Origin of the sequence: Acinetobacter pseudolwoffii, assembly GCF_002803605.1 — a bacterium.
GTDB lineage: Bacteria > Pseudomonadota > Gammaproteobacteria > Pseudomonadales > Moraxellaceae > Acinetobacter > Acinetobacter pseudolwoffii.
Window position 1 is genome coordinate 280,957 of the sequence record NZ_PHRG01000002.1, and the last position, 17,526, is coordinate 298,482.

Below are 17,526 nucleotides of genomic sequence, written 5' to 3' on the forward strand. Positions count from 1 at the left end.
TGAATTTTATTCTTTTAGCGCGAAATCCTCATGTCAGAATTAAAATACTTCGATCTCGCCACATTACAATTACGCCATCCAGACGCTTTTTTCCTGAAGCTGCGTTATAGCCGCTTCAAATTTAATGCCCTGCAAAATCTCCAGTTTGTGATCGCGATTAATTTACTGTCTCTTTTAATCTGCGTGGCCTGTAGCATCAGCTCAGTACTTCTGGAATATTATTTTTTCAAGAATGCCACGATCGCCTTTAATGTCACCTTGATCATGTTAATGGCCCTGCTTTATCCCTATATCTGGTATGCACAATATCAGGCACAATTCAGCTCCAAAGCCTATAGTCAGCGTTTGCAGAACTGTCTGTATCTGCAAATTCCGATTTTTCTGGTTTTATTGCTGAATCTGTATGTAATTCATTCAGATATGCTGGTGATCATCAGCATGATCATTTTAGCGCTTTCCTCTTTTGGCGCTGTCACCTTAGAACCTTTATTTAAAAGTTCTTGTAGTGCAATTGATCAGATCAAACTGCAAAAACTGCGGCAGCTGGCCTTTTGGGCCTATCAACAGTCCAGATCCAAAACACCGCAACCGATTCAGGACCAGTCAAATCTGCAAGCTTATTACCAGAATCTTTATCAGCAATGCATGCATGAAGAGCAAAAATTACTCAGCTCGATTCGCTTTAAAAGTTTTAAAGACTATTTCTACAAATAATAAAAAACCCTGCAGTAGCAGGGTTTTATCGATCACCATTCACGATTGGTAATCAGCTCTTCCATTTCAATCTCGAACAACCCGTGCTCTTGCACCACCATCATCATGGCTTCGGCAATATAATCTGCAGCGGTATCATCCAGAGATGAATCCAGATCTTCAAACTGCGGTTTCATGGCATTAATATCAGCAACGGTCAGATGGGCAAGCTGGTAAATTTCTTGATCTGACAAAGTTGATTTAGCGACTTTTTGGGCAAAATGTTCGATGTGCTGTTTGATTTCAGCAACCAGAATATCGGGATAATACGCATCATCGAACATGGGGAGAAGTAAATCTGCAAACATTACAGGCACTCTAAAAGATGACAATTTAATCTAAGCGTGCCTATATAGCATATTGTTGCCTGAAAGCCAAACAACATTGCCAGATGCTTACTTTCCCGCCATCAATGTCTACGCCATCTGCATGGCTTGCCAGACTTTAATCGCATCCGCTGTCGCTTTCACATCATGTGCCCGTACCATACAGGCGCCCTGCTGAATACTGAGCAAATGTGCTGTTGCCGACCCCACCGCACGCGCCTGTGGTTCTGCGCCATCTAAAACAGCCCCAATAAAACGTTTCCGTGATAAAGCAGATAAAATCGGATAACCCATTTCTGTCAATTTATAAAACTCTTGAAGCAGCTTGAGATTTTGCTGGGCATTCTTGGCAAAACCAAAACCCGGATCAATCATGATATTTTCGGCTTTTACTCCTACATCCAATGCATCCTGCACACGTTGAGATAGTTCGCCAATCACCTCGGTAGTGACATCCTCATATTGATCCAGATTGTTCATGGTGGTCGGCTCACCACGCATATGCATAATGATTACCGGAATATTCAATTCAGCGGCTGTTACTAAAGCATTGGGGCGGGTCAAAGCACGGACGTCATTCCAGATATGCGCTCCGGCCTGAACCGCTGCACGAATCACTTCTGGTTGTGAAGTATCAATCGAGAGAATAACATCATGTTTTGCTAAGGCTTCAACCACAGGCACCACGCGGCGGATCTCTTCCTCTACGTCTACCACAGCAGCACCCGGACGGGTCGATTCCCCGCCGATATCAATTACGGTCGCACCTTCAGCCATCATCTCCAGCGCACGTGCAACTGCATCTTCTTTTTGATTATGCCGACCACCATCACTAAATGAGTCGGGGGTGACATTGAGAATTCCCATCACATGCGGCTGAGATAAGTCCAGTTTTAACTCACCAAATGTCCATACATGTGGTCGTAAAGGCATCAGCTGCATGTTTCCATCCTCGTTCACAATAATTCGAATATTGTCTTATGGATAGAGAAATAAAGCAAAGCTCGATAAGACATTTGCCCATTAGTTTTGAGTTAAATATAGCATTCAGGAAATTATCATAAAAATGACTGACATAAAAAAACCACCCGAAGGTGGTTTTTTATTTAACTTAGTTGGCTGGCAATGGCGGTGGCGTCAACGGGCCATCATCTGGGGTTACATCAATCACAGGATTTTCTGCAACATAGACTTTTGGCGGTTGAGGCTCACGACCTTCCATAATGTCACGGATTTGATCACGATCAATAGTTTCCCATTCCATCAAGGCTTTGACCATCGCATGGGCAATATCTTTTTTACTTTCCAAGATATCGCGTGCGACTTTATATTGCTCATCCAGAATTCGGCGGATTTCACGATCGACTTCTAACTGGGTCGTTTCAGAAATACTGCGGCTACCAATACTGCCCATAAACGATTGCTGTGCATCTTCTTCATAGACCATGACGCCCATTTTGTCAGACATACCGTATTTGGTCACCATCGCACGTGCCATTTTAGTTGCACGTTCGAAGTCGTTTGAAGCACCTGTCGACATTTGGTTAATGAAGACTTCTTCTGCAATGCGACCACCAAACAAAATAGAAAGTTCATTCAACATTTTGTCTTTATAATGGCTGGTTTGGTCAAATTCAGGTAGCTGCCAGGTCACGCCCAATGCCCAGCCACGCGGCATAATGGTGACTTTATGCACAGGGTCTGTACCCGGCAAACTTTCAGCAACAATCGCATGACCTGCTTCATGATAAGCCGTCGCACGACGCTCTTCATCACGCAGCACCATCGACTTACGCTCAGGCCCCATATACAGTTTGTCTTTTGCATCTTCGAAGTCATGCATATCGACAGTATTCTTGTTACGGCGTGCAGCAAATAAAGCAGCTTCATTCACTAGGTTGGCCAATTGCGCACCCGAGAAGCCCGGTGTACCACGTGCAAGTACTTTAACGTCGACCCCTGTGACTGAAGGCAGTTTTTTCAAATGCACATTCAGGATTTGTTCACGACCTTTGATGTCTGGCAAACCAACCACAACTTGACGGTCAAAACGGCCTGGACGAAGTAATGCTTTATCCAGTACATCTGCACGGTTGGTTGCAGCAATCACGATAATACCTTCATTGCCTTCAAAGCCGTCCATTTCCACCAGCATCTGGTTCAGCGTCTGCTCACGTTCATCGTGACCACCGCCTGTACCTGAACCACGGTGACGACCGACTGCATCAATCTCATCAATAAAGATGATACATGGTGCATGACGTTTTGCCTGTTCGAACATGTCACGCACACGCGATGCACCAACACCCACAAACATTTCCACGAAGTCAGAACCTGAAATACTAAAGAATGGCACTTTAGCTTCACCGGCAATGGCTTTGGCAAGCAAGGTTTTACCTGTACCTGGAGGACCGACCATCAAAACACCACGTGGAATACTTGCACCGAGACGTTTAAATTTGGTTGGGTCTTTCAGGAAGTCGACAATTTCAACCACTTCTTGCTTGGCTTCATCACAACCGGCAACATCGACGAAAGTGACTTTAATCTGGTCTTCAGACAACATTTTGGCTTTAGACTTACCAAAACTCATTGGGCCGTTTTTACCACCTGCACCGCCACCCATGTTGCGCATAAAGAACATGAATAACAAAATGATTAAAAGCACAGGGAAACTTGCAATAAGCAACTGCATGAGCAAGCCTTGACGTTGTGGTGCTTCACCTTCGACCACAACATTATTTTTAATGAGGCTTGGCATCAGCTCAGGATCCTGAACTGCCGGACGAATACTTTCAAACTCTGAACCGTTTGATTTTTCGCCACGAATTCTTTCGCCGTCAATAACAACTTGTTTAATTTGGCCAGCATTGACCGCGGCAACAAACTCTGAGTAGTTCATTGTAGTCGGTTGATTGCGGTCACTGACGTTGCTGAAGATTAACACCAGCACACCCAGTATCACGAGCCACAATACGGCATTCTTAAAAAGATCGCTCAAAGCTTTATTCCCATTCCAATCTAATTTGATCATGCCCTGTTCAGGGTGACCTTAATACTTAAGCTGTAAATTAACTTACAATTATCTGAAAACGTACAAAATGCACAATTTTTAACGACTTGGCAAGTAGACTTATTTTAAAGCCTTCTTGCGTCCCTGCCCGATCAGGAAAACTTCTTTAGAGCGAGCACGTGATGCCAAGGGTTTAGATGTTTTCAGAATATCAAAACTATCAACCACTTGCTTACGGAATTCATCAAAACCTGAGCCTTGGAAAACTTTTACCACAAATTGACCTTTAGGGCCTAGCACCTTATTGGCAAAATCCAGTGCAAGTTCACACAAGTAAATCTGACGCGGTTGATCTACAGCCTTATTACCTGATGTATTGGGGGCCATATCTGAAATTACAACGTCTACAGTACGACCATCTAAAATTTCTAGCAGTTTTTGGAAAACTTCTTCTTCACGGAAGTCACCTTGCAGAAAAGTGACATCTGGTAAAGCATCCATTGGTAAAATATCAGATGCAATCAATAAACCCTTATCGCCAACAAGTTTACCGGCAATCTGTGACCAGCTGCCTGGCGCTGCGCCCAGGTCGACCACAGTCATACCAGGTTTAATGATTTTATACTTTTCTTGCATTTCTAAGAGCTTATATGCTGCACGCGCACGATAGCCTTCCTTTTGTGCCTTTTTCACATAAGGATCGTCTAAATGCTCTCTCATCCAATCACGACTACTTTTAGATAACTTTTGGTTGGTAATGCGTGTAGCCATAACTCTCTAAATAAAAAAATGTCTCATTATTAATTGTACGTGAAAAAGACTTATTTTGCAGTATACATGTGTATCTAAATCTAAGGCTTTTGCTCTCTCCGTGGACAGATTGAATATGATTATTTCCTGATAATTTACAGCGTTTATTTTTTGCTTTTGCTATACTAAGCCGTTTTAAAATTCAGGTTATCTCTCATGGCGGCTTTATCTATTCAGGAACGTAAGCGTTTACGTCAAATCGGACATACACTTAACCCAGTCGTGATGCTAGGTGACAAAGGTCTGACGGAAAATGTCATCGAAGAATTAGCGCGTGCTTTAAACGATCACGAACTGATTAAAGTTAAAATTGTCGCTGAAGATCGTGAAGCGCGTGCAGCGCTGATTGCTGAAATTTCAGAAGCGACTGGTGCTGAAGTGGTTCAAACTATTGGTAAAATTGCACTTCTTTATAAGAAAGCGGCAAAACAGAACCAAAAATTGTCCAATCTTGTTCGTTTCGCTCATTTGTCTAACTAAGTACAGGACTTATGGCAAGTTACGAACTTAGCGCATTTGATCGCCGTTTTCAGGCCATCTCTCTGGTTGCTGCCATTGAACAGCAAGGTCCATGTAGTTTAAATGTGGGCTTCTGGATCCGCGATCCGAATCATTACATCCTGTGGCCAGACATGGTAGCTGCACATCCCCGTCAGGATTTCTTGTGGGAACAGACCTGCTTTGAAATTTTTATTGGGGTTCAGGGTGAAGATTTTTATCGTGAGATTAATCTCTCCCCTTCTCAGGCCTGGCAGGCTTATCAATTTGAAGAATACCGCTATCCTGAAGATATGCCACCACAAGCTGCAGATGATATTGAGCTGAATCAGCTCAAACGTACCCATTATGGTCTCAATGTCAGTGTGGATCTGACCGATTTTATGGCAACACATAAACTCAAATGGGAAAACTTATTCCTGGGTTTATCTGCTGTTTTAAAAACCTCGCAAGGTGACCAGTACTACGCAATGCAGCATAGTAGTCCTCAGGCAGATTTTCATAATAAACGTGACTGGTTGCATGTGTTTTAAATCAATCAAACCTGTATATCCTCTGTCTGAATCTGTAATAGGCTGATAAAACGTGAGACTTGAAGTCTCACGTTTTTGTTTGTCTCTAGACAAAGTAGTTAGCTGTGTATGGTTATTTTGCATTTTCTTGTTTTTGAACATCTTAGAGTAGCATTTTAATGAGGTAACTGATGCTGGCTCCGAATGGCTTTCACTGCAGCATAAAGAATAAAAGTAAAAGTGAGTACCATGAGCAGAACAGTCCCCAAAACCAGCCCCAGTACGCCCAAACATAACACAATCACACCCAGATAAAGTATGCGCCCCAAGCCGCTTTCCAGATTAAGCAGCATAATCAATATCAATAAAACAAGCACACCTACCAAATAATGCCGTGGCATCGTAACCCCTTCTGATTATTATTGTGAGTCCGTTTTGCTACATAAAGACAAAGGAGAACATGTGATTGTTCTCCTTTTAAAGAGCAGCCTTTCAACGCAGCTTAACTTTTCAGCTCAGGCTTTTTGTCTGAACTTTCTGCTTTCACTACCGGCTTGACTTTTTTCAGCACTTCAATGGTGCTGTCTTTAGAACGTTTTAAGGTATCGGTCAAATGCTCTTTATGTTTGGTCGAAATCTGACTGACATCCTCTTTCAGTTCCTTGCCCAGACTGGACAAGTCTTCGATCACTGCATTGAATTCTGTTTTGATAAAACTCTTCAATTCAGTTAATTCTTTTTGTGAACCGAAGATCTGCTCCTTTAAAGTGTCAATTCGCTGCAACACCTCCTGCTTAAATTGGCGCAATTGTTCCTGTACGGTATCGGTCAATTGCTTGGCTTCAACTTCAAGCTTTTCTTTACTTTCTTCGATGCTTTCAAGTGCTTGATCTTTCGCCTCTACTGCTACTTTTTCAAGCTTCTCGGCAGTTTCTGCCACGACGCTCGGGCTGGCTTTTTGGGATTGGGTAGATTTTGATGCTGTAGTCATTTGTCTTATTCCTATTGTTATATTGACTGAGCTATATTAGTAGACTTGATAAAATTTAAGATTTGATTTGTCTGACAATTATTAATTGCTTACATTTTTTCATCCTGTTTACAAAACAGACTTCCACTCAAAAAGCAAGGCATTTATCTTATACTTTCGCTGCAAAGCCATTGGACTTCAAGCATCATTCTGCGTATAATGCCGTGTTAAGTTCAAGCGAGCAGACATAGGAGGGTAGGTTTAAAAATTAGCCTTCCTTTTTTTTCGTCTTCTCGCTTTTTTACAGCCTAAATTTCAGGAGCTTTGGTTTGAGCACCCCAGCAATTTTAGCCCTTGCCGACGGAACTATCTTTAAAGGTACTTCGATTGGCGCATCGGGTAGTACGACTGGTGAAGTCGTTTTCAACACTGCCATGACTGGCTATCAAGAAATTTTGACTGACCCGAGTTATGCACAGCAACTTGTGACACTGACTTACCCGCATATCGGTAACACAGGCTGCAATGAAGAAGACGCTGAATCAGGTCGTATTCATAAAGTTTGGGCCAACGGATTGATCATTCGTGACCTGCCTTTATTGCACAGTAACTTCCGTTCAACCCAATCATTAGCTGAATATTTGGTACAACACAATGTTGTGGCAATTGCGGATATCGACACGCGTAAATTGACACGTATCCTACGTGACAAAGGTGCGCAAAATGGCTGTATCCTTGCTGGCGAAAATATCACTGAAGCAGAAGCGCTTGAAAAAGCACGTGCCTTTAGCGGTTTAAACGGTTTAGACCTGGCAAAAGAATGTTGCGATCCTGAGGGCTTTGAGTGGACTGAAGGCTCTTGGGCATTAGGCAAAGGTTTCTCTCAACCTGAACTTAAATTCCATGTTGTTGCATACGATTACGGTGTCAAAACCAACATCTTACGTATGCTCGCAGACCGCGGTTGTAAACTGACTGTGGTGCCTGCGCAAACTCCTGCTGCTGACGTACTTGCTCTGAATCCAGATGGCGTGTTCCTCTCGAACGGCCCTGGCGATCCAGCTGCATGTGACTACGCAATTGAAGCTGTAAAAACAATTGTAGAAACCACTGAAATTCCAGTATTTGGTATCTGTCTGGGTCACCAGATCCTTGCACTTGCAAGTGGCGCCAAAACACTAAAAATGCCTCACGGTCACCACGGTGCCAACCATCCTGTGCAAAACCTTGAAAATGGTACAGTGATGATTACTTCTCAAAACCACGGCTTCGCAGTTGATGAAAGCAACCTGCCGGATGTATTGCGTGTAACGCATCGCTCACTGTTTGATGGTACTAACCAAGGTATTCATCGCACAGACAAGCCTGCGTTCAGCTTCCAGGGTCACCCTGAAGCAAGCCCTGGTCCACATGACTGCGCACCATTGTTCGATCATTTCATCGAACTTATCGAAGCATCTAAGAAGTAATTAAGGAAGCATCATGGCTAAACGTACTGACATTAAAAGCATCTTAATTATTGGTGCGGGTCCGATTGTCATCGGTCAGGCATGTGAGTTTGACTACTCAGGTGCTCAAGCATGTAAAGCCCTTCGTGAAGAGGGCTACCGCGTTATTTTGGTCAACTCGAATCCGGCGACCATCATGACCGACCCTGCAATGGCAGACGCAACGTATATCGAACCGATTACCTGGCAAACTGTTGCACAAATTATTGAGAAAGAACGCCCAGACGCAGTTCTTCCCACCATGGGCGGTCAAACTGCATTGAACTGTGCCCTTGCCCTTGATGAGCACGGCATTCTAGAAAAATATAATGTTGAATTGATCGGCGCGACCAAAGAAGCGATTGAAAAAGCTGAAGACCGCAAACTCTTCGACCAGGCAATGCGTAAAATTGGTCTTGAATGTCCAAAAGCAGATATTGCCGAGTCAATGGAAGAAGCTTTAACTATTCAAGCACGCTTCGGCTTCCCTGTGATTATCCGTCCATCATTCACGATGGGTGGTTCAGGCGGCGGTATCGCATATAACCGTGAAGAGTTCATTGAAATCTGTGAACGCGGTTTCGATCTTTCTCCGACCAAACAGTTATTGATTGATGAATCTTTAATTGGCTGGAAAGAATACGAGATGGAAGTTGTTCGTGACAAAAATGACAACTGTATCATCGTCTGTACCATTGAAAACTTTGATCCAATGGGCGTGCACACCGGTGACTCCATCACTGTTGCGCCTGCACAAACGCTGACAGATAAAGAATTCCAGTTACTTCGTAATGCATCTTTAGCTGTACTTCGTGAAATTGGCGTAGAAACAGGCGGTTCAAACGTTCAGTTCGGTATCAACCCGAAAGACGGTCGTATCGTTGTGATCGAGATGAACCCACGTGTTTCTCGTTCTTCTGCCCTTGCATCTAAAGCAACGGGTTTCCCGATTGCGAAAATCGCGGCGAAACTGGCTGTAGGTTATACCCTTGATGAGTTGAAAAATGACATCACGGGCGGTACAACACCGGCTTCATTCGAACCTGCGATTGACTACGTTGTAACGAAAATTCCTCGCTTCAACTTCGAGAAATTCCCGCAAGCAGATGCAACTTTGACGACTCAGATGAAATCTGTCGGTGAAGTCATGGCCATTGGCCGTAACTTCCAGGAGTCTATGCAAAAAGCGCTTCGTGGTCTTGAAGTCGGTGCTTCTGGCTTCGATGAAAAAATCGAAATCGGTGCTGAAGGTGCGAAAGATAAAATTCTTCAAGAACTTAAAGTGCCAGGTCCTGAGCGCATCTGGTTCATTGGTGATGCATTCCGTCACGGCTTTACACTTGATGAAGTATTTGCTGCAACCAATATCGACCCTTGGTTCCTGATTCAAATCGAAGACATCATTAAAACTGAAGAACAGATTAAATCTTTAGGTTTTGGTGATTTGAACGCGGACAACATCCGCAGCTTCAAACGTAAAGGTTTATCGGATCTTCGTATTGCAGACTTGATGGGCATTTCACAAAAACAATTCCGTAAACACCGTTGGAACCTGGGCGTAACCCCTGTTTACAAACGTGTCGATACATGTGCTGCAGAATTCGAATCTGATACAGCATACATGTACTCAACTTACGATGAAGAATGTGAAGCAAATCCATCAACGCGTGACAAGATCATGGTGATTGGTGGCGGGCCTAACCGTATTGGTCAAGGCATCGAGTTCGATTACTGCTGTGTACACGCAGCGCTTGCAATGCGTGAAGATGGTTATGAAACCATCATGGTCAACTGTAACCCTGAAACGGTTTCTACAGATTACGACACATCAGACCGTTTGTACTTCGAACCAATCACATTGGAAGATGTGCTTGAAATCGTACGTATCGAGAAGCCTAAAGGCATTATCGTGCAGTACGGTGGTCAAACACCTTTGAAATTGGCTCGTGCTTTGGAAGAAGCCGGTGCGCCAATTATCGGTACATCTCCAGACGCGATTGACCGTGCAGAAGACCGTGAACGCTTCCAGCAAATGATTCAGCGTCTGCAACTTCGTCAACCGAACAACAGCATTGTAAAATCTGCTGAAGAAGGTATGGCTGAAGCAGCGAAAGTTGGCTATCCACTCGTTGTACGTCCATCATACGTTCTTGGCGGTCGTGCCATGGAAATCGTGTATAACGATGACGAATTGAAACGCTACTTACGTGATGCAGTTCAAGCATCAAACGAAGCACCGGTTCTTCTTGACCGCTTCCTTGATGACGCGATCGAAGTTGACGTGGACTGCGTATCTGACGGCAAAGACGTTGTGATTGGCGGTATCATGCAGCACATTGAACAAGCGGGTATCCACTCTGGTGACTCAGCATGTTCGATTCCTCCTTACTCGCTTTCTCAAGAAGTACAGGACGAAATGCGCCGTCAAACTGTTGCAATGGCAAAAGAACTGGGTGTAATCGGTTTGATGAACGTTCAGTTTGCAGTAAAAGGCACTGACGTTTACATTCTGGAAGTGAACCCACGTGCATCACGTACTGTACCGTTCGTTTCTAAATGTATCGGTGAGTCTTTAGCAAAAGTTGCTGCACGTTGTATGGCAGGTCAATCTCTAGAATCTCAAGGATTCACTAAAGAGATTATTCCTCAGCACTTCTCTGTAAAAGAAGCGGTGTTCCCATTCAACAAATTCCCGGGTGTTGACCCAATCCTTGGCCCTGAGATGAAATCGACTGGCGAAGTCATGGGTGTTGGTAAATCATTTGGTGAAGCGTTCTATAAAGCTGTATTAGGCTCGAACGATCGCTTACCAGGTAAACCAACTGAAGGCGAAGTAAAACATGCGTTCCTGTCTGTTCGTGATTCAGATAAGCCGCATGTCGCGCGTATCGCTCAGCAACTGGTAAACTATGGCTTCAAGTTGCTTGCAACGGGTGGCACATACAGCGTGATTACTGAAGCGGGTATTGCATGTGAACGTGTGAATAAAGTAACCGAAGGCCGTCCTAATATCGTGGACCGCTTGAAAAATGGCGAAATTCACCTCATTATCAATACATCTGAAGGTAAACAGGCTCAGCAGGATTCGTTCTCGATCCGTCGCTCTGCGCTACAAGGTAAAGTGTATTACACGACCACCTTGAACGGTGCTGATGCTGTATGCCAAGCTTTAGCAATCAAATTGCCAATGGATGTATATCGCTTGCAAGACCTAACTAAAGGTTAATTAAGTTTCCAAGAAGTCCCGCTACCTTCTTGGTGGCGGGCTTTTTTTTATTTATAGATTTTATATCTTTCAACTGACTTTTGAGGGACAACATGCAACGTTATCCTATGACTCCTGAAGGCAAAATTGCCTTAGAGAAAGAATTACATCAACTGAAAACGGTTGACCGTCCTCGTATCACGGCTTCGATTGCGGAAGCACGTGAACACGGCGACTTAAAAGAAAATGCAGAATATCACGCAGCGCGTGAACAGCAAGGCTTCTGTGAAGGCCGTATCCAGGACATCGAAGGGAAACTGGGCGCTTGCCAGGTCATTGATGTGAAAGAACTTGAGCAATCAGGTCGTGTGGTTTTTGGTGTGACAGTGACAATTGAAAATCTGGATACTGAAGAGCAAAAAACTTACAAGATTGTAGGCGATGACGAAGCAGACTTTAAGATCAACAAGATCTCTGTGAACTCACCAATTGCACGTGGTCTTTTGGGTAAAAACGAAGGCGATGATGTGAAAATTACGACACCAAATGGTGAAGTTGAATACGAAATTGTGAAAGTTGAATATATCTAAGCTTTAGATATTTACAACAATTAAAGCCCCTCAATTGAGGGGTTTTTTATTGCAAAACTATTGATTTAGCTTTAATTTATGAGCAAATAATAAAATAGATAACAAAAAATGGATGATCGCTTCATACACGCTTTTTACTATGCACTTGGCGGTTTGATCCTTGGTGTTGCCATCGCGATCAACTGGTCATACTTCATCGACATGCATACCAGTTCTGTCCTGATTATTTCAACCGCGATACTCAGCTGCGCAATTCTGGGCTTTCATTTTCCCAATTGTATTGCTCGTATTTTTAGTATCTTTTGGAATTTGTTCAGATAAAATTTTTCATAATTTAAATTATATTCTTCACCCCCTTGTACACTCAGCATATATTCTGAGGATGTTATTCCATAGGGACACAAAGCCATCATTACAAATCAAAATTCACAATAAAATTGCCTTTCCTTTTAGGAAAGGAAGAACACTACTCGACAAAGGAGAGGCCTTATTTAAGAATCCCCCCAAAATCCCACTTTTTCAAAGGGGGACTTTTGTTTGATATAATCCCCCCACCTTCTAAACGCCATATACGCATGTCTGAAAAGTTAATTAATTCCCCTGTCAAACACTGGTGTGAGTTCGAATTCATCTCAAAAACGGTGAAGAATCCAAATATTCATATTAAGGGAAACTATTCTTACTATTCTGCTTATTGGGATCAGGGTTTTGAGCGTTGCGTGGTGCGTTATCTACATGACAAGCCCTCTACCCCAGATAAACCCATTGATCAGCTCTATATCGGCAATTTTGTCTGTTTTGGCGCAGAATGCGTGATTATGATGGGTGGTAATCAATTACACCGTACCGACTGGATTTCAGCCTTTCCCTTCGATACACGCAGTTTTGTGCCTGCTGGCGATACATTCATTGGTGATGGTTGCTGGATTGGCTCACGTGCCATGATTATGCAAGGTGTAACGCTTGGCGAAGGTGCTGTGGTGGCAACAGGTGCCGTGGTCACCAAAGACGTTCCATCATACGCAGTGGTCGGTGGCGTGCCTGCCAAAATTATTAAATATCGTTTTCCTAAAGCAGATATAGAAAAACTGCTTTCTCTTAAGCTCTATGACTTAGATGAAAAGCAGTTTTTAAAAATGCGTGAGCAGTTGCAAACGGATGATGTTAGATCACTGCTACATGCCTTTACTGCGCTTGAATAAAAGGGATTAACGCCAAACTCCGCTGTTTATATTCGTCGATTTTATTATTCTTAAGCCAGTTTATATTCAAATAACTTAAACGCCATTCATAATAAGCCAATCCTACATCTCTATAGCTGATCTTAAGTACGGTCTCCTTCTGATCATCACAATAATTATTCTTTTTATCTTTCATATCTTTGTAGCAGGAAAGTCGATTCTGGTATTCGTAAAAAGGTAAATGCTCGAAGACCAGTTTTGTCTTTCCTTTTGGAAGTAATTGAATAAACTGTGCATTCTGTTCACCTGCATCATTTGAAACCCAGCCATGAATTAAGGCAATAGCATAACTATGCCGATTGAGTGGGTATAAGGCAGGATATATAAATTCTATACCACTCTTATCCTCTTTAAGCGCATAAACCTGTTGATACGTGGTTAGATCCCAATAATCAATGATTTGATATTTTCCAAGATTTTTTGAAAGCTGAATAATTTGTAAATTTTCATCAATTAAATAATATTTTTCAGCTTCAGCAATTTTAACTACCCAAAGTTTTGCATCACTCTCATCACAACTAAATTTTACTTTTTGACAAATTGATCTTATTTCTGCTTTGGAAATATTTTTTTCTTTAAAAGGAAGTGACTTAATTGAATCTGCAGCAAAAACAGGTAAAGCAATAAAGAAAATCAGAGTTGATAGTATTAAATTTTTAATCATCATACATATTCTTGTTATTTGTTTTATTTTAACTATTGTAGTGCTTTTCAGATTTTCCACCAACATCATCATCAAATATCAGACATAAAAAACCCCACTCAATCGGAGTGGGTTTTTTCAGAATATGGTGGCTATGACGAGACTTGAACTTGTGACCCCCGCATTATGAGTGCGGTGCTCTAACCAACTGAGCTACATAGCCTTAAACTGTGCGCGCATTATGAGATTTTCTTTAAAGAGCGTCAACCCCATAATGCACTGTTTGATCAAAATTTGTTGAAGTGAGCCGATAAGCCGGGTTCTGTCGTGAACGATCATTCCTCTAGGCGCACAATCACTCATGCGCTCAAGCGACCTACCCGAATCCAGCATGGGCCATGCCTAATGGATTCCTATTTGGTCTTGCTTCCGGTGGGGTTTACCTCGCCATGAACTGTTACCAGCCATGCGGTGCGCTCTTACCGCACCCTTTCACCCTTACCTCCGATTCCGATTGCTCGAAAACATAATGAAGGCGGTCTTCTCTCTGCTGCACTTGCCGTCGGTTTGCACCGCCCAGGCGTTACCTGGCACCTTGCCCTATGAAGCCCGGACTTTCCTCCCCTGCTTCAATCACGGAGATCTCCACAGCAGCGATCGTCTGGCTCACTTCGAGCGGCATAGTACCAAATATCGCAACTAATTGCTTGATGTTTTTTGAGCAGTCAGTTTTTCATACTTGGCTTGCAGCTGTTCCTGCGTTTCCGCATGGTTCGGATCCAGTGGAATACAATCCACCGGACAGAACAGCTGACATTGCGGTTGATCATGATGTCCGACGCACTCTGTACATAAATCTGGATGAATCTCATAAATGAGTTCACCCATATAAATGGCCTCATTCGGGCATACAGGTTCACAGACATCACAATTAATACATTCATCGGTGATATATAAAGACACGCTACCAACCTTGTTGAAGTTTACGCTCGAAGGCAGCAACCACGTTTGGTGGTACAAACTTGGTCACATCACCTCTTAATCGAGCAATTTCACGCACCAAAGTGGATGAAATAAAAGAATATTGCTCTGAAGGGGTTAAAAATACCGCTTCAAAGTGGGAGTCCAGCTGACGGTTCATATTGGCCAGCTGAAATTCATACTCAAAATCGGACACTGCACGCAAACCACGCAGTACAGCCGTCGCTTTTTGTTCACGAAAGAAATTGACCAGCAAACCATCAAAACCTACAAATTCAACATTGTCCAAATGACTCAATGACTCTTTTGCCAATGCAACACGCTCTTCCAGACTAAATACCGGATTTTTATGATGACCGATGGCAATCGCCACAACGACCTCATCAAACATTCGCGCTGCGCGGGTTACCAAATCAATATGTCCATTGGTAATTGGATCAAAAGTCCCCGGATAAATCACACGAGTTTTAGACATCCATTTGTACTCTGTTTGTTATGTAGAATCTTATTTTAGCAAAAACTTGTTTTTTTGGTGAATAATCCTCATTAATTTAAAAAACTTCACCTTATTTCTAGTTGCGGTACAATAGCAGCACGTTTGGAAGTATCAGATTATGGCGAAAGCATCTATTGTAGTAAAAAAAAATAATGGCGGTACCATTGCACTGAATAAACGTGCCCGCCACGATTATTTTATTGAAGAGAAATTTGAAGCGGGGCTGTCATTAAAGGGCTGGGAAGTCAAATCAATGCGTGCCGGTCGTATGACCATTGTAGAAAGCTATATTACCTTTAAAAATGGTGAAGCTTTCCTGTTTGGTGCGCAAGTTCAGCCTCTGCTGAGTGCTTCAACACACGTGGTGCCTGAAGCGACCCGTACCCGAAAACTGTTGTTGAATCGCCGTGAAATTGAAAAGCTGATGGGCGCGATTAACCAGAAAGGTTATTCCTGCGTGCCACTGGCCTGTTACTGGAAAGGCCCGCATGCCAAGCTGGAAATTGCACTGGTCAAAGGTAAGCAGCTCCATGACAAACGTGCCACTGAAAAAGACCGTGACTGGCAACGTGATAAAGCGCGAATTTTCCATAAATAATGGATCAATACTTGAATATAAAAACCTCCAGCATGTGGAGGTTTTTTTATCACTGACTAAGCTGGATGATTTAAGCGTGCCAGTGTCAAAGCAATATATTCGCCAAACCAGAGCGCGGTTTTTAAATCCCCTTCAGGTGGGGTGACTTCTACCGGTGCATTGTCCGACTGGGTCATCAGCCCCAAAAAGCTCGACATACGATTCAGATCAGTCACGGCACGACCTGTCGGCATCAAGGGCAAACCGCTCCACAACATACCATGCTGCATCGCAAACAGGTTGATTTGCTGCAACACTGCCAGTTTGTCGCCACTAAGTCCGCCACCATTGGTAAAAGCTGCTGCCAGTTTGCCCTGCCAGCTACGCGCCAGCCAGCGCTTGGAAGACTGCTCCATAAACAGCTTCATGGCAGAGGTCAGGCTCCCCATATAGGTCGGACAGCCAAAGACAATCGCATCTGCGGCATCTAGCACATCCCAATCAATATGTTCGACATTCATCATATGCACCTGAACACCGGTTTCCCGTGCACCATCGGCAATAAAATTTGCCACTTTAGCCGTGTGTCCATAAGGACTGTGATAAACAATCGCAACAGATTTGGAAGATAGGGACATAATGCTCAAAAGCCAAAAAATTCAGTTAAGTTTAACATTTTCATGCCATAAACACGAATGTCGCCATACGACCCGTTTTAGGCTCACGGCGATAAGAAAAATATTCATCTGCTTGACGATAAGAACACTGATCCCCGCCCAATACGGTATTTACCCCATGTTGCTGCAAGATATAACGCGCAATCGCATACAGGTCGGCATAATATTTATCTGGCTGTTCCCCGGCCTGAAATGCACTATCCAGTTCAGGATATTTACTGCAAAAAGCCACTTTTACCTCTGTGCCAATTTCAAAACAGGGCTGACTGATGGCTGCACCAAGCCAGGCCCAGGTCGGCGGAGTCTGCATGGCGGCAATGGTATTTTCGACAATACCACCGGCCAGACCACGCCAACCGGCATGCAAATTAGCAACTTCCGTACCATCGGCATTACCTAACACCACCGGCAAACAGTCTGCGGTCATCATCATCAAAGCATGCGCTTTGCGCTGTGTCACCAGACCATCGCCGACCAATGCCTCAAAGGGTATCTGTTCATTAATGCTATGACAGATGGTGCTATGCGTCTGGGTCATCCAGGTAATTTTATCTACGCCAAAGGCAGCGAAATCTTGCAGTAAAGCCATACGATGCTGTTGTACCCGCTGCGCATCATCCTTCACATGCAAGGCCAGATTAAAACCTGCAAGCTCAGGCTGCGTGGATGGCTGTACTTTCGCATGATGAATGCGGGTCTGACCCACATACACACCTTGTGGAAGTCCTGGTACAAATTGCATCTCGA

At 43.5% G+C, this 17,526-nt stretch carries 19 protein-coding genes, 1 tRNA gene and 1 other RNA gene; 8 read left to right on the plus strand and 13 right to left on the minus strand.

All coding sequences use genetic code 11. The annotated features are described in order from the left end of the window. The first annotated feature begins 30 nt into the window (after positions 1-30). Positions 31-714 carry a hypothetical protein gene (locus CWI32_RS06000; protein WP_100329093.1) on the plus strand — a complete coding sequence of 228 codons (684 nt, stop codon included), beginning with the start codon at positions 31-33 and terminating at the stop codon, positions 712-714. 32 nt (positions 715-746) lie between these two features. Here CWI32_RS06000 and CWI32_RS06005 read toward each other — a convergent pair whose 3' ends face one another. The 4 genes from CWI32_RS06005 to rlmE all read right to left on the minus strand — a co-directional run bounded on the left by CWI32_RS06005 (position 747) and on the right by rlmE (position 4,863). Continuing rightward, positions 747-1,061, minus strand: a complete 315-nt coding sequence (locus CWI32_RS06005; RefSeq protein ID WP_074383398.1) for a DUF5713 family protein — start codon at positions 1,059-1,061, stop codon at positions 747-749. Between the two features lie 108 nt (positions 1,062-1,169). Further along, positions 1,170-2,021, minus strand: coding sequence for a dihydropteroate synthase (folP, locus tag CWI32_RS06010; protein WP_005097712.1), 852 nt, complete (start codon positions 2,019-2,021; stop codon positions 1,170-1,172). A 169-nt stretch (positions 2,022-2,190) separates the two neighbouring features. Beyond that, positions 2,191-4,080 carry an ATP-dependent zinc metalloprotease FtsH gene (ftsH, locus tag CWI32_RS06015; RefSeq protein ID WP_034608943.1) on the minus strand — a complete coding sequence of 630 codons (1,890 nt, stop codon included), beginning with the start codon at positions 4,078-4,080 and terminating at the stop codon, positions 2,191-2,193. Between the two features lie 132 nt (positions 4,081-4,212). Continuing rightward, a complete protein-coding gene (gene rlmE / locus CWI32_RS06020; protein WP_005097715.1) occupies positions 4,213-4,863 on the minus strand; it encodes a 23S rRNA (uridine(2552)-2'-O)-methyltransferase RlmE in 651 nt (216 codons plus the stop codon). A gap of 195 nt (positions 4,864-5,058) precedes the next feature. Here rlmE and yhbY point away from each other — a divergent pair, with 195 nt between their 5' ends. Together yhbY and CWI32_RS06030 are read left to right on the plus strand one after the other, a co-directional pair. Beyond that, positions 5,059-5,382 carry a ribosome assembly RNA-binding protein YhbY gene (yhbY, locus tag CWI32_RS06025; RefSeq protein ID WP_005097716.1) on the plus strand — a complete coding sequence of 108 codons (324 nt, stop codon included), beginning with the start codon at positions 5,059-5,061 and terminating at the stop codon, positions 5,380-5,382. An 11-nt stretch (positions 5,383-5,393) separates the two neighbouring features. Further along, the gene (locus CWI32_RS06030) at positions 5,394-5,933 is read left to right on the plus strand and encodes a DOMON-like domain-containing protein (RefSeq protein WP_005169863.1); all 540 of its coding nucleotides are present in this window, start codon (positions 5,394-5,396) and stop codon (positions 5,931-5,933) included. A 155-nt stretch (positions 5,934-6,088) separates the two neighbouring features. Here the strand turns inward: CWI32_RS06030 and CWI32_RS06035 are convergent, their stop codons facing one another. After that, positions 6,089-6,313, minus strand: coding sequence for a hypothetical protein (locus CWI32_RS06035; protein WP_005169862.1), 225 nt, complete (start codon positions 6,311-6,313; stop codon positions 6,089-6,091). A 101-nt stretch (positions 6,314-6,414) separates the two neighbouring features. Next, on the minus strand, positions 6,415-6,903 hold the full coding sequence (locus CWI32_RS06040) for a hypothetical protein (RefSeq protein ID WP_005097720.1): 489 nt from the start codon (positions 6,901-6,903) through the stop codon (positions 6,415-6,417). Between the two features lie 308 nt (positions 6,904-7,211). On the opposite strand from CWI32_RS06040, the gene carA reads away from it, so the two are divergent. From carA to CWI32_RS06065, 4 genes are all read left to right on the plus strand, one after another. Continuing rightward, positions 7,212-8,351: a glutamine-hydrolyzing carbamoyl-phosphate synthase small subunit gene (gene carA / locus CWI32_RS06045; protein ID WP_005097721.1), complete on the plus strand. Its 1,140-nt coding sequence runs from the start codon at positions 7,212-7,214 to the stop codon at positions 8,349-8,351. Positions 8,352-8,364: 13 nt separating this feature from the next. Beyond that, positions 8,365-11,595, plus strand: coding sequence for a carbamoyl-phosphate synthase large subunit (gene carB / locus CWI32_RS06050; protein ID WP_100534867.1), 3,231 nt, complete (start codon positions 8,365-8,367; stop codon positions 11,593-11,595). A 92-nt stretch (positions 11,596-11,687) separates the two neighbouring features. Continuing rightward, positions 11,688-12,164 (plus strand): transcription elongation factor GreA, encoded by a 477-nt coding sequence (gene greA / locus CWI32_RS06055; protein WP_005097724.1) that lies wholly within the window; start codon positions 11,688-11,690, stop codon positions 12,162-12,164. Positions 12,165-12,739: 575 nt separating this feature from the next. Further along, positions 12,740-13,366, plus strand: a complete 627-nt coding sequence (locus CWI32_RS06065; protein WP_005097726.1) for a CatB-related O-acetyltransferase — start codon at positions 12,740-12,742, stop codon at positions 13,364-13,366. Here CWI32_RS06065 and CWI32_RS06070 read toward each other — a convergent pair. From CWI32_RS06070 to coaD, 5 genes are all read right to left on the minus strand, one after another. Further along, entirely contained in the window at positions 13,350-14,141 is a 792-nt protein-coding gene (locus tag CWI32_RS06070) for a hypothetical protein (protein ID WP_252146097.1), read from the minus strand. The two genes, CWI32_RS06065 and CWI32_RS06070, sit on opposite strands and share 17 nt — an antisense overlap. Positions 14,142-14,194: 53 nt before the next feature. Beyond that, a tRNA-Met gene (locus tag CWI32_RS06075) sits at positions 14,195-14,271 on the minus strand. Between the two features lie 72 nt (positions 14,272-14,343). Further along, positions 14,344-14,721: RNase P RNA component class A (gene rnpB, locus CWI32_RS06080), an RNA gene on the minus strand. A 26-nt stretch (positions 14,722-14,747) separates the two neighbouring features. Beyond that, positions 14,748-15,011: a YfhL family 4Fe-4S dicluster ferredoxin gene (locus CWI32_RS06085; protein WP_005097729.1), complete on the minus strand. Its 264-nt coding sequence runs from the start codon at positions 15,009-15,011 to the stop codon at positions 14,748-14,750. A 1-nt stretch (position 15,012) separates the two neighbouring features. Continuing rightward, positions 15,013-15,504 carry a pantetheine-phosphate adenylyltransferase gene (gene coaD, locus CWI32_RS06090; RefSeq protein WP_004280585.1) on the minus strand — a complete coding sequence of 164 codons (492 nt, stop codon included), beginning with the start codon at positions 15,502-15,504 and terminating at the stop codon, positions 15,013-15,015. Positions 15,505-15,643: 139 nt separating this feature from the next. Here coaD and smpB point away from each other — a divergent pair, with 139 nt between their 5' ends. Beyond that, complete coding sequence (gene smpB / locus CWI32_RS06095; protein ID WP_004280586.1) at positions 15,644-16,123, plus strand: SsrA-binding protein SmpB; 480 nt, start codon at positions 15,644-15,646, stop codon at positions 16,121-16,123. A 56-nt stretch (positions 16,124-16,179) separates the two neighbouring features. On the opposite strand, the gene CWI32_RS06100 is transcribed toward smpB, so the two are convergent. Together CWI32_RS06100 and pgeF are read right to left on the minus strand one after the other, a co-directional pair. Continuing rightward, entirely contained in the window at positions 16,180-16,740 is a 561-nt protein-coding gene (locus CWI32_RS06100) for a flavodoxin family protein (protein ID WP_005097730.1), read from the minus strand. Between the two features lie 40 nt (positions 16,741-16,780). After that, entirely contained in the window at positions 16,781-17,521 is a 741-nt protein-coding gene (gene pgeF / locus CWI32_RS06105) for a peptidoglycan editing factor PgeF (protein ID WP_100534868.1), read from the minus strand. Between the last annotated feature and the right edge of the window lie 5 nt (positions 17,522-17,526).

Bases quoted from the DNA above. Each gene is read 5' to 3' on its own strand.
- CWI32_RS06000 (WP_100329093.1), top strand. From the start codon at position 31: ATGTCAGAATTAAAATACTTCGATCTCGCCACATTACAATTACGCCAT.
- CWI32_RS06005 (WP_074383398.1), bottom strand. From the start codon at position 1,061: ATGTTTGCAGATTTACTTCTCCCCATGTTCGATGATGCGTATTATCCC.
- folP (WP_005097712.1), bottom strand. From the start codon at position 2,021: ATGCAGCTGATGCCTTTACGACCACATGTATGGACATTTGGTGAGTTA.
- rlmE (WP_005097715.1), bottom strand. From the start codon at position 4,863: ATGGCTACACGCATTACCAACCAAAAGTTATCTAAAAGTAGTCGTGAT.
- yhbY (WP_005097716.1), top strand. From the start codon at position 5,059: ATGGCGGCTTTATCTATTCAGGAACGTAAGCGTTTACGTCAAATCGGA.
- CWI32_RS06030 (WP_005169863.1), top strand. From the start codon at position 5,394: ATGGCAAGTTACGAACTTAGCGCATTTGATCGCCGTTTTCAGGCCATC.
- CWI32_RS06035 (WP_005169862.1), bottom strand. From the start codon at position 6,313: ATGCCACGGCATTATTTGGTAGGTGTGCTTGTTTTATTGATATTGATT.
- CWI32_RS06040 (WP_005097720.1), bottom strand. From the start codon at position 6,903: ATGACTACAGCATCAAAATCTACCCAATCCCAAAAAGCCAGCCCGAGC.
- carB (WP_100534867.1), top strand. From the start codon at position 8,365: ATGGCTAAACGTACTGACATTAAAAGCATCTTAATTATTGGTGCGGGT.
- greA (WP_005097724.1), top strand. From the start codon at position 11,688: ATGCAACGTTATCCTATGACTCCTGAAGGCAAAATTGCCTTAGAGAAA.
- CWI32_RS06065 (WP_005097726.1), top strand. From the start codon at position 12,740: ATGTCTGAAAAGTTAATTAATTCCCCTGTCAAACACTGGTGTGAGTTC.
- CWI32_RS06070 (WP_252146097.1), bottom strand. From the start codon at position 14,141: ATGATGATGTTGGTGGAAAATCTGAAAAGCACTACAATAGTTAAAATA.
- coaD (WP_004280585.1), bottom strand. From the start codon at position 15,504: ATGTCTAAAACTCGTGTGATTTATCCGGGGACTTTTGATCCAATTACC.
- smpB (WP_004280586.1), top strand. From the start codon at position 15,644: ATGGCGAAAGCATCTATTGTAGTAAAAAAAAATAATGGCGGTACCATT.
- CWI32_RS06100 (WP_005097730.1), bottom strand. From the start codon at position 16,740: ATGTCCCTATCTTCCAAATCTGTTGCGATTGTTTATCACAGTCCTTAT.
- pgeF (WP_100534868.1), bottom strand. From the start codon at position 17,521: ATGCAATTTGTACCAGGACTTCCACAAGGTGTGTATGTGGGTCAGACC.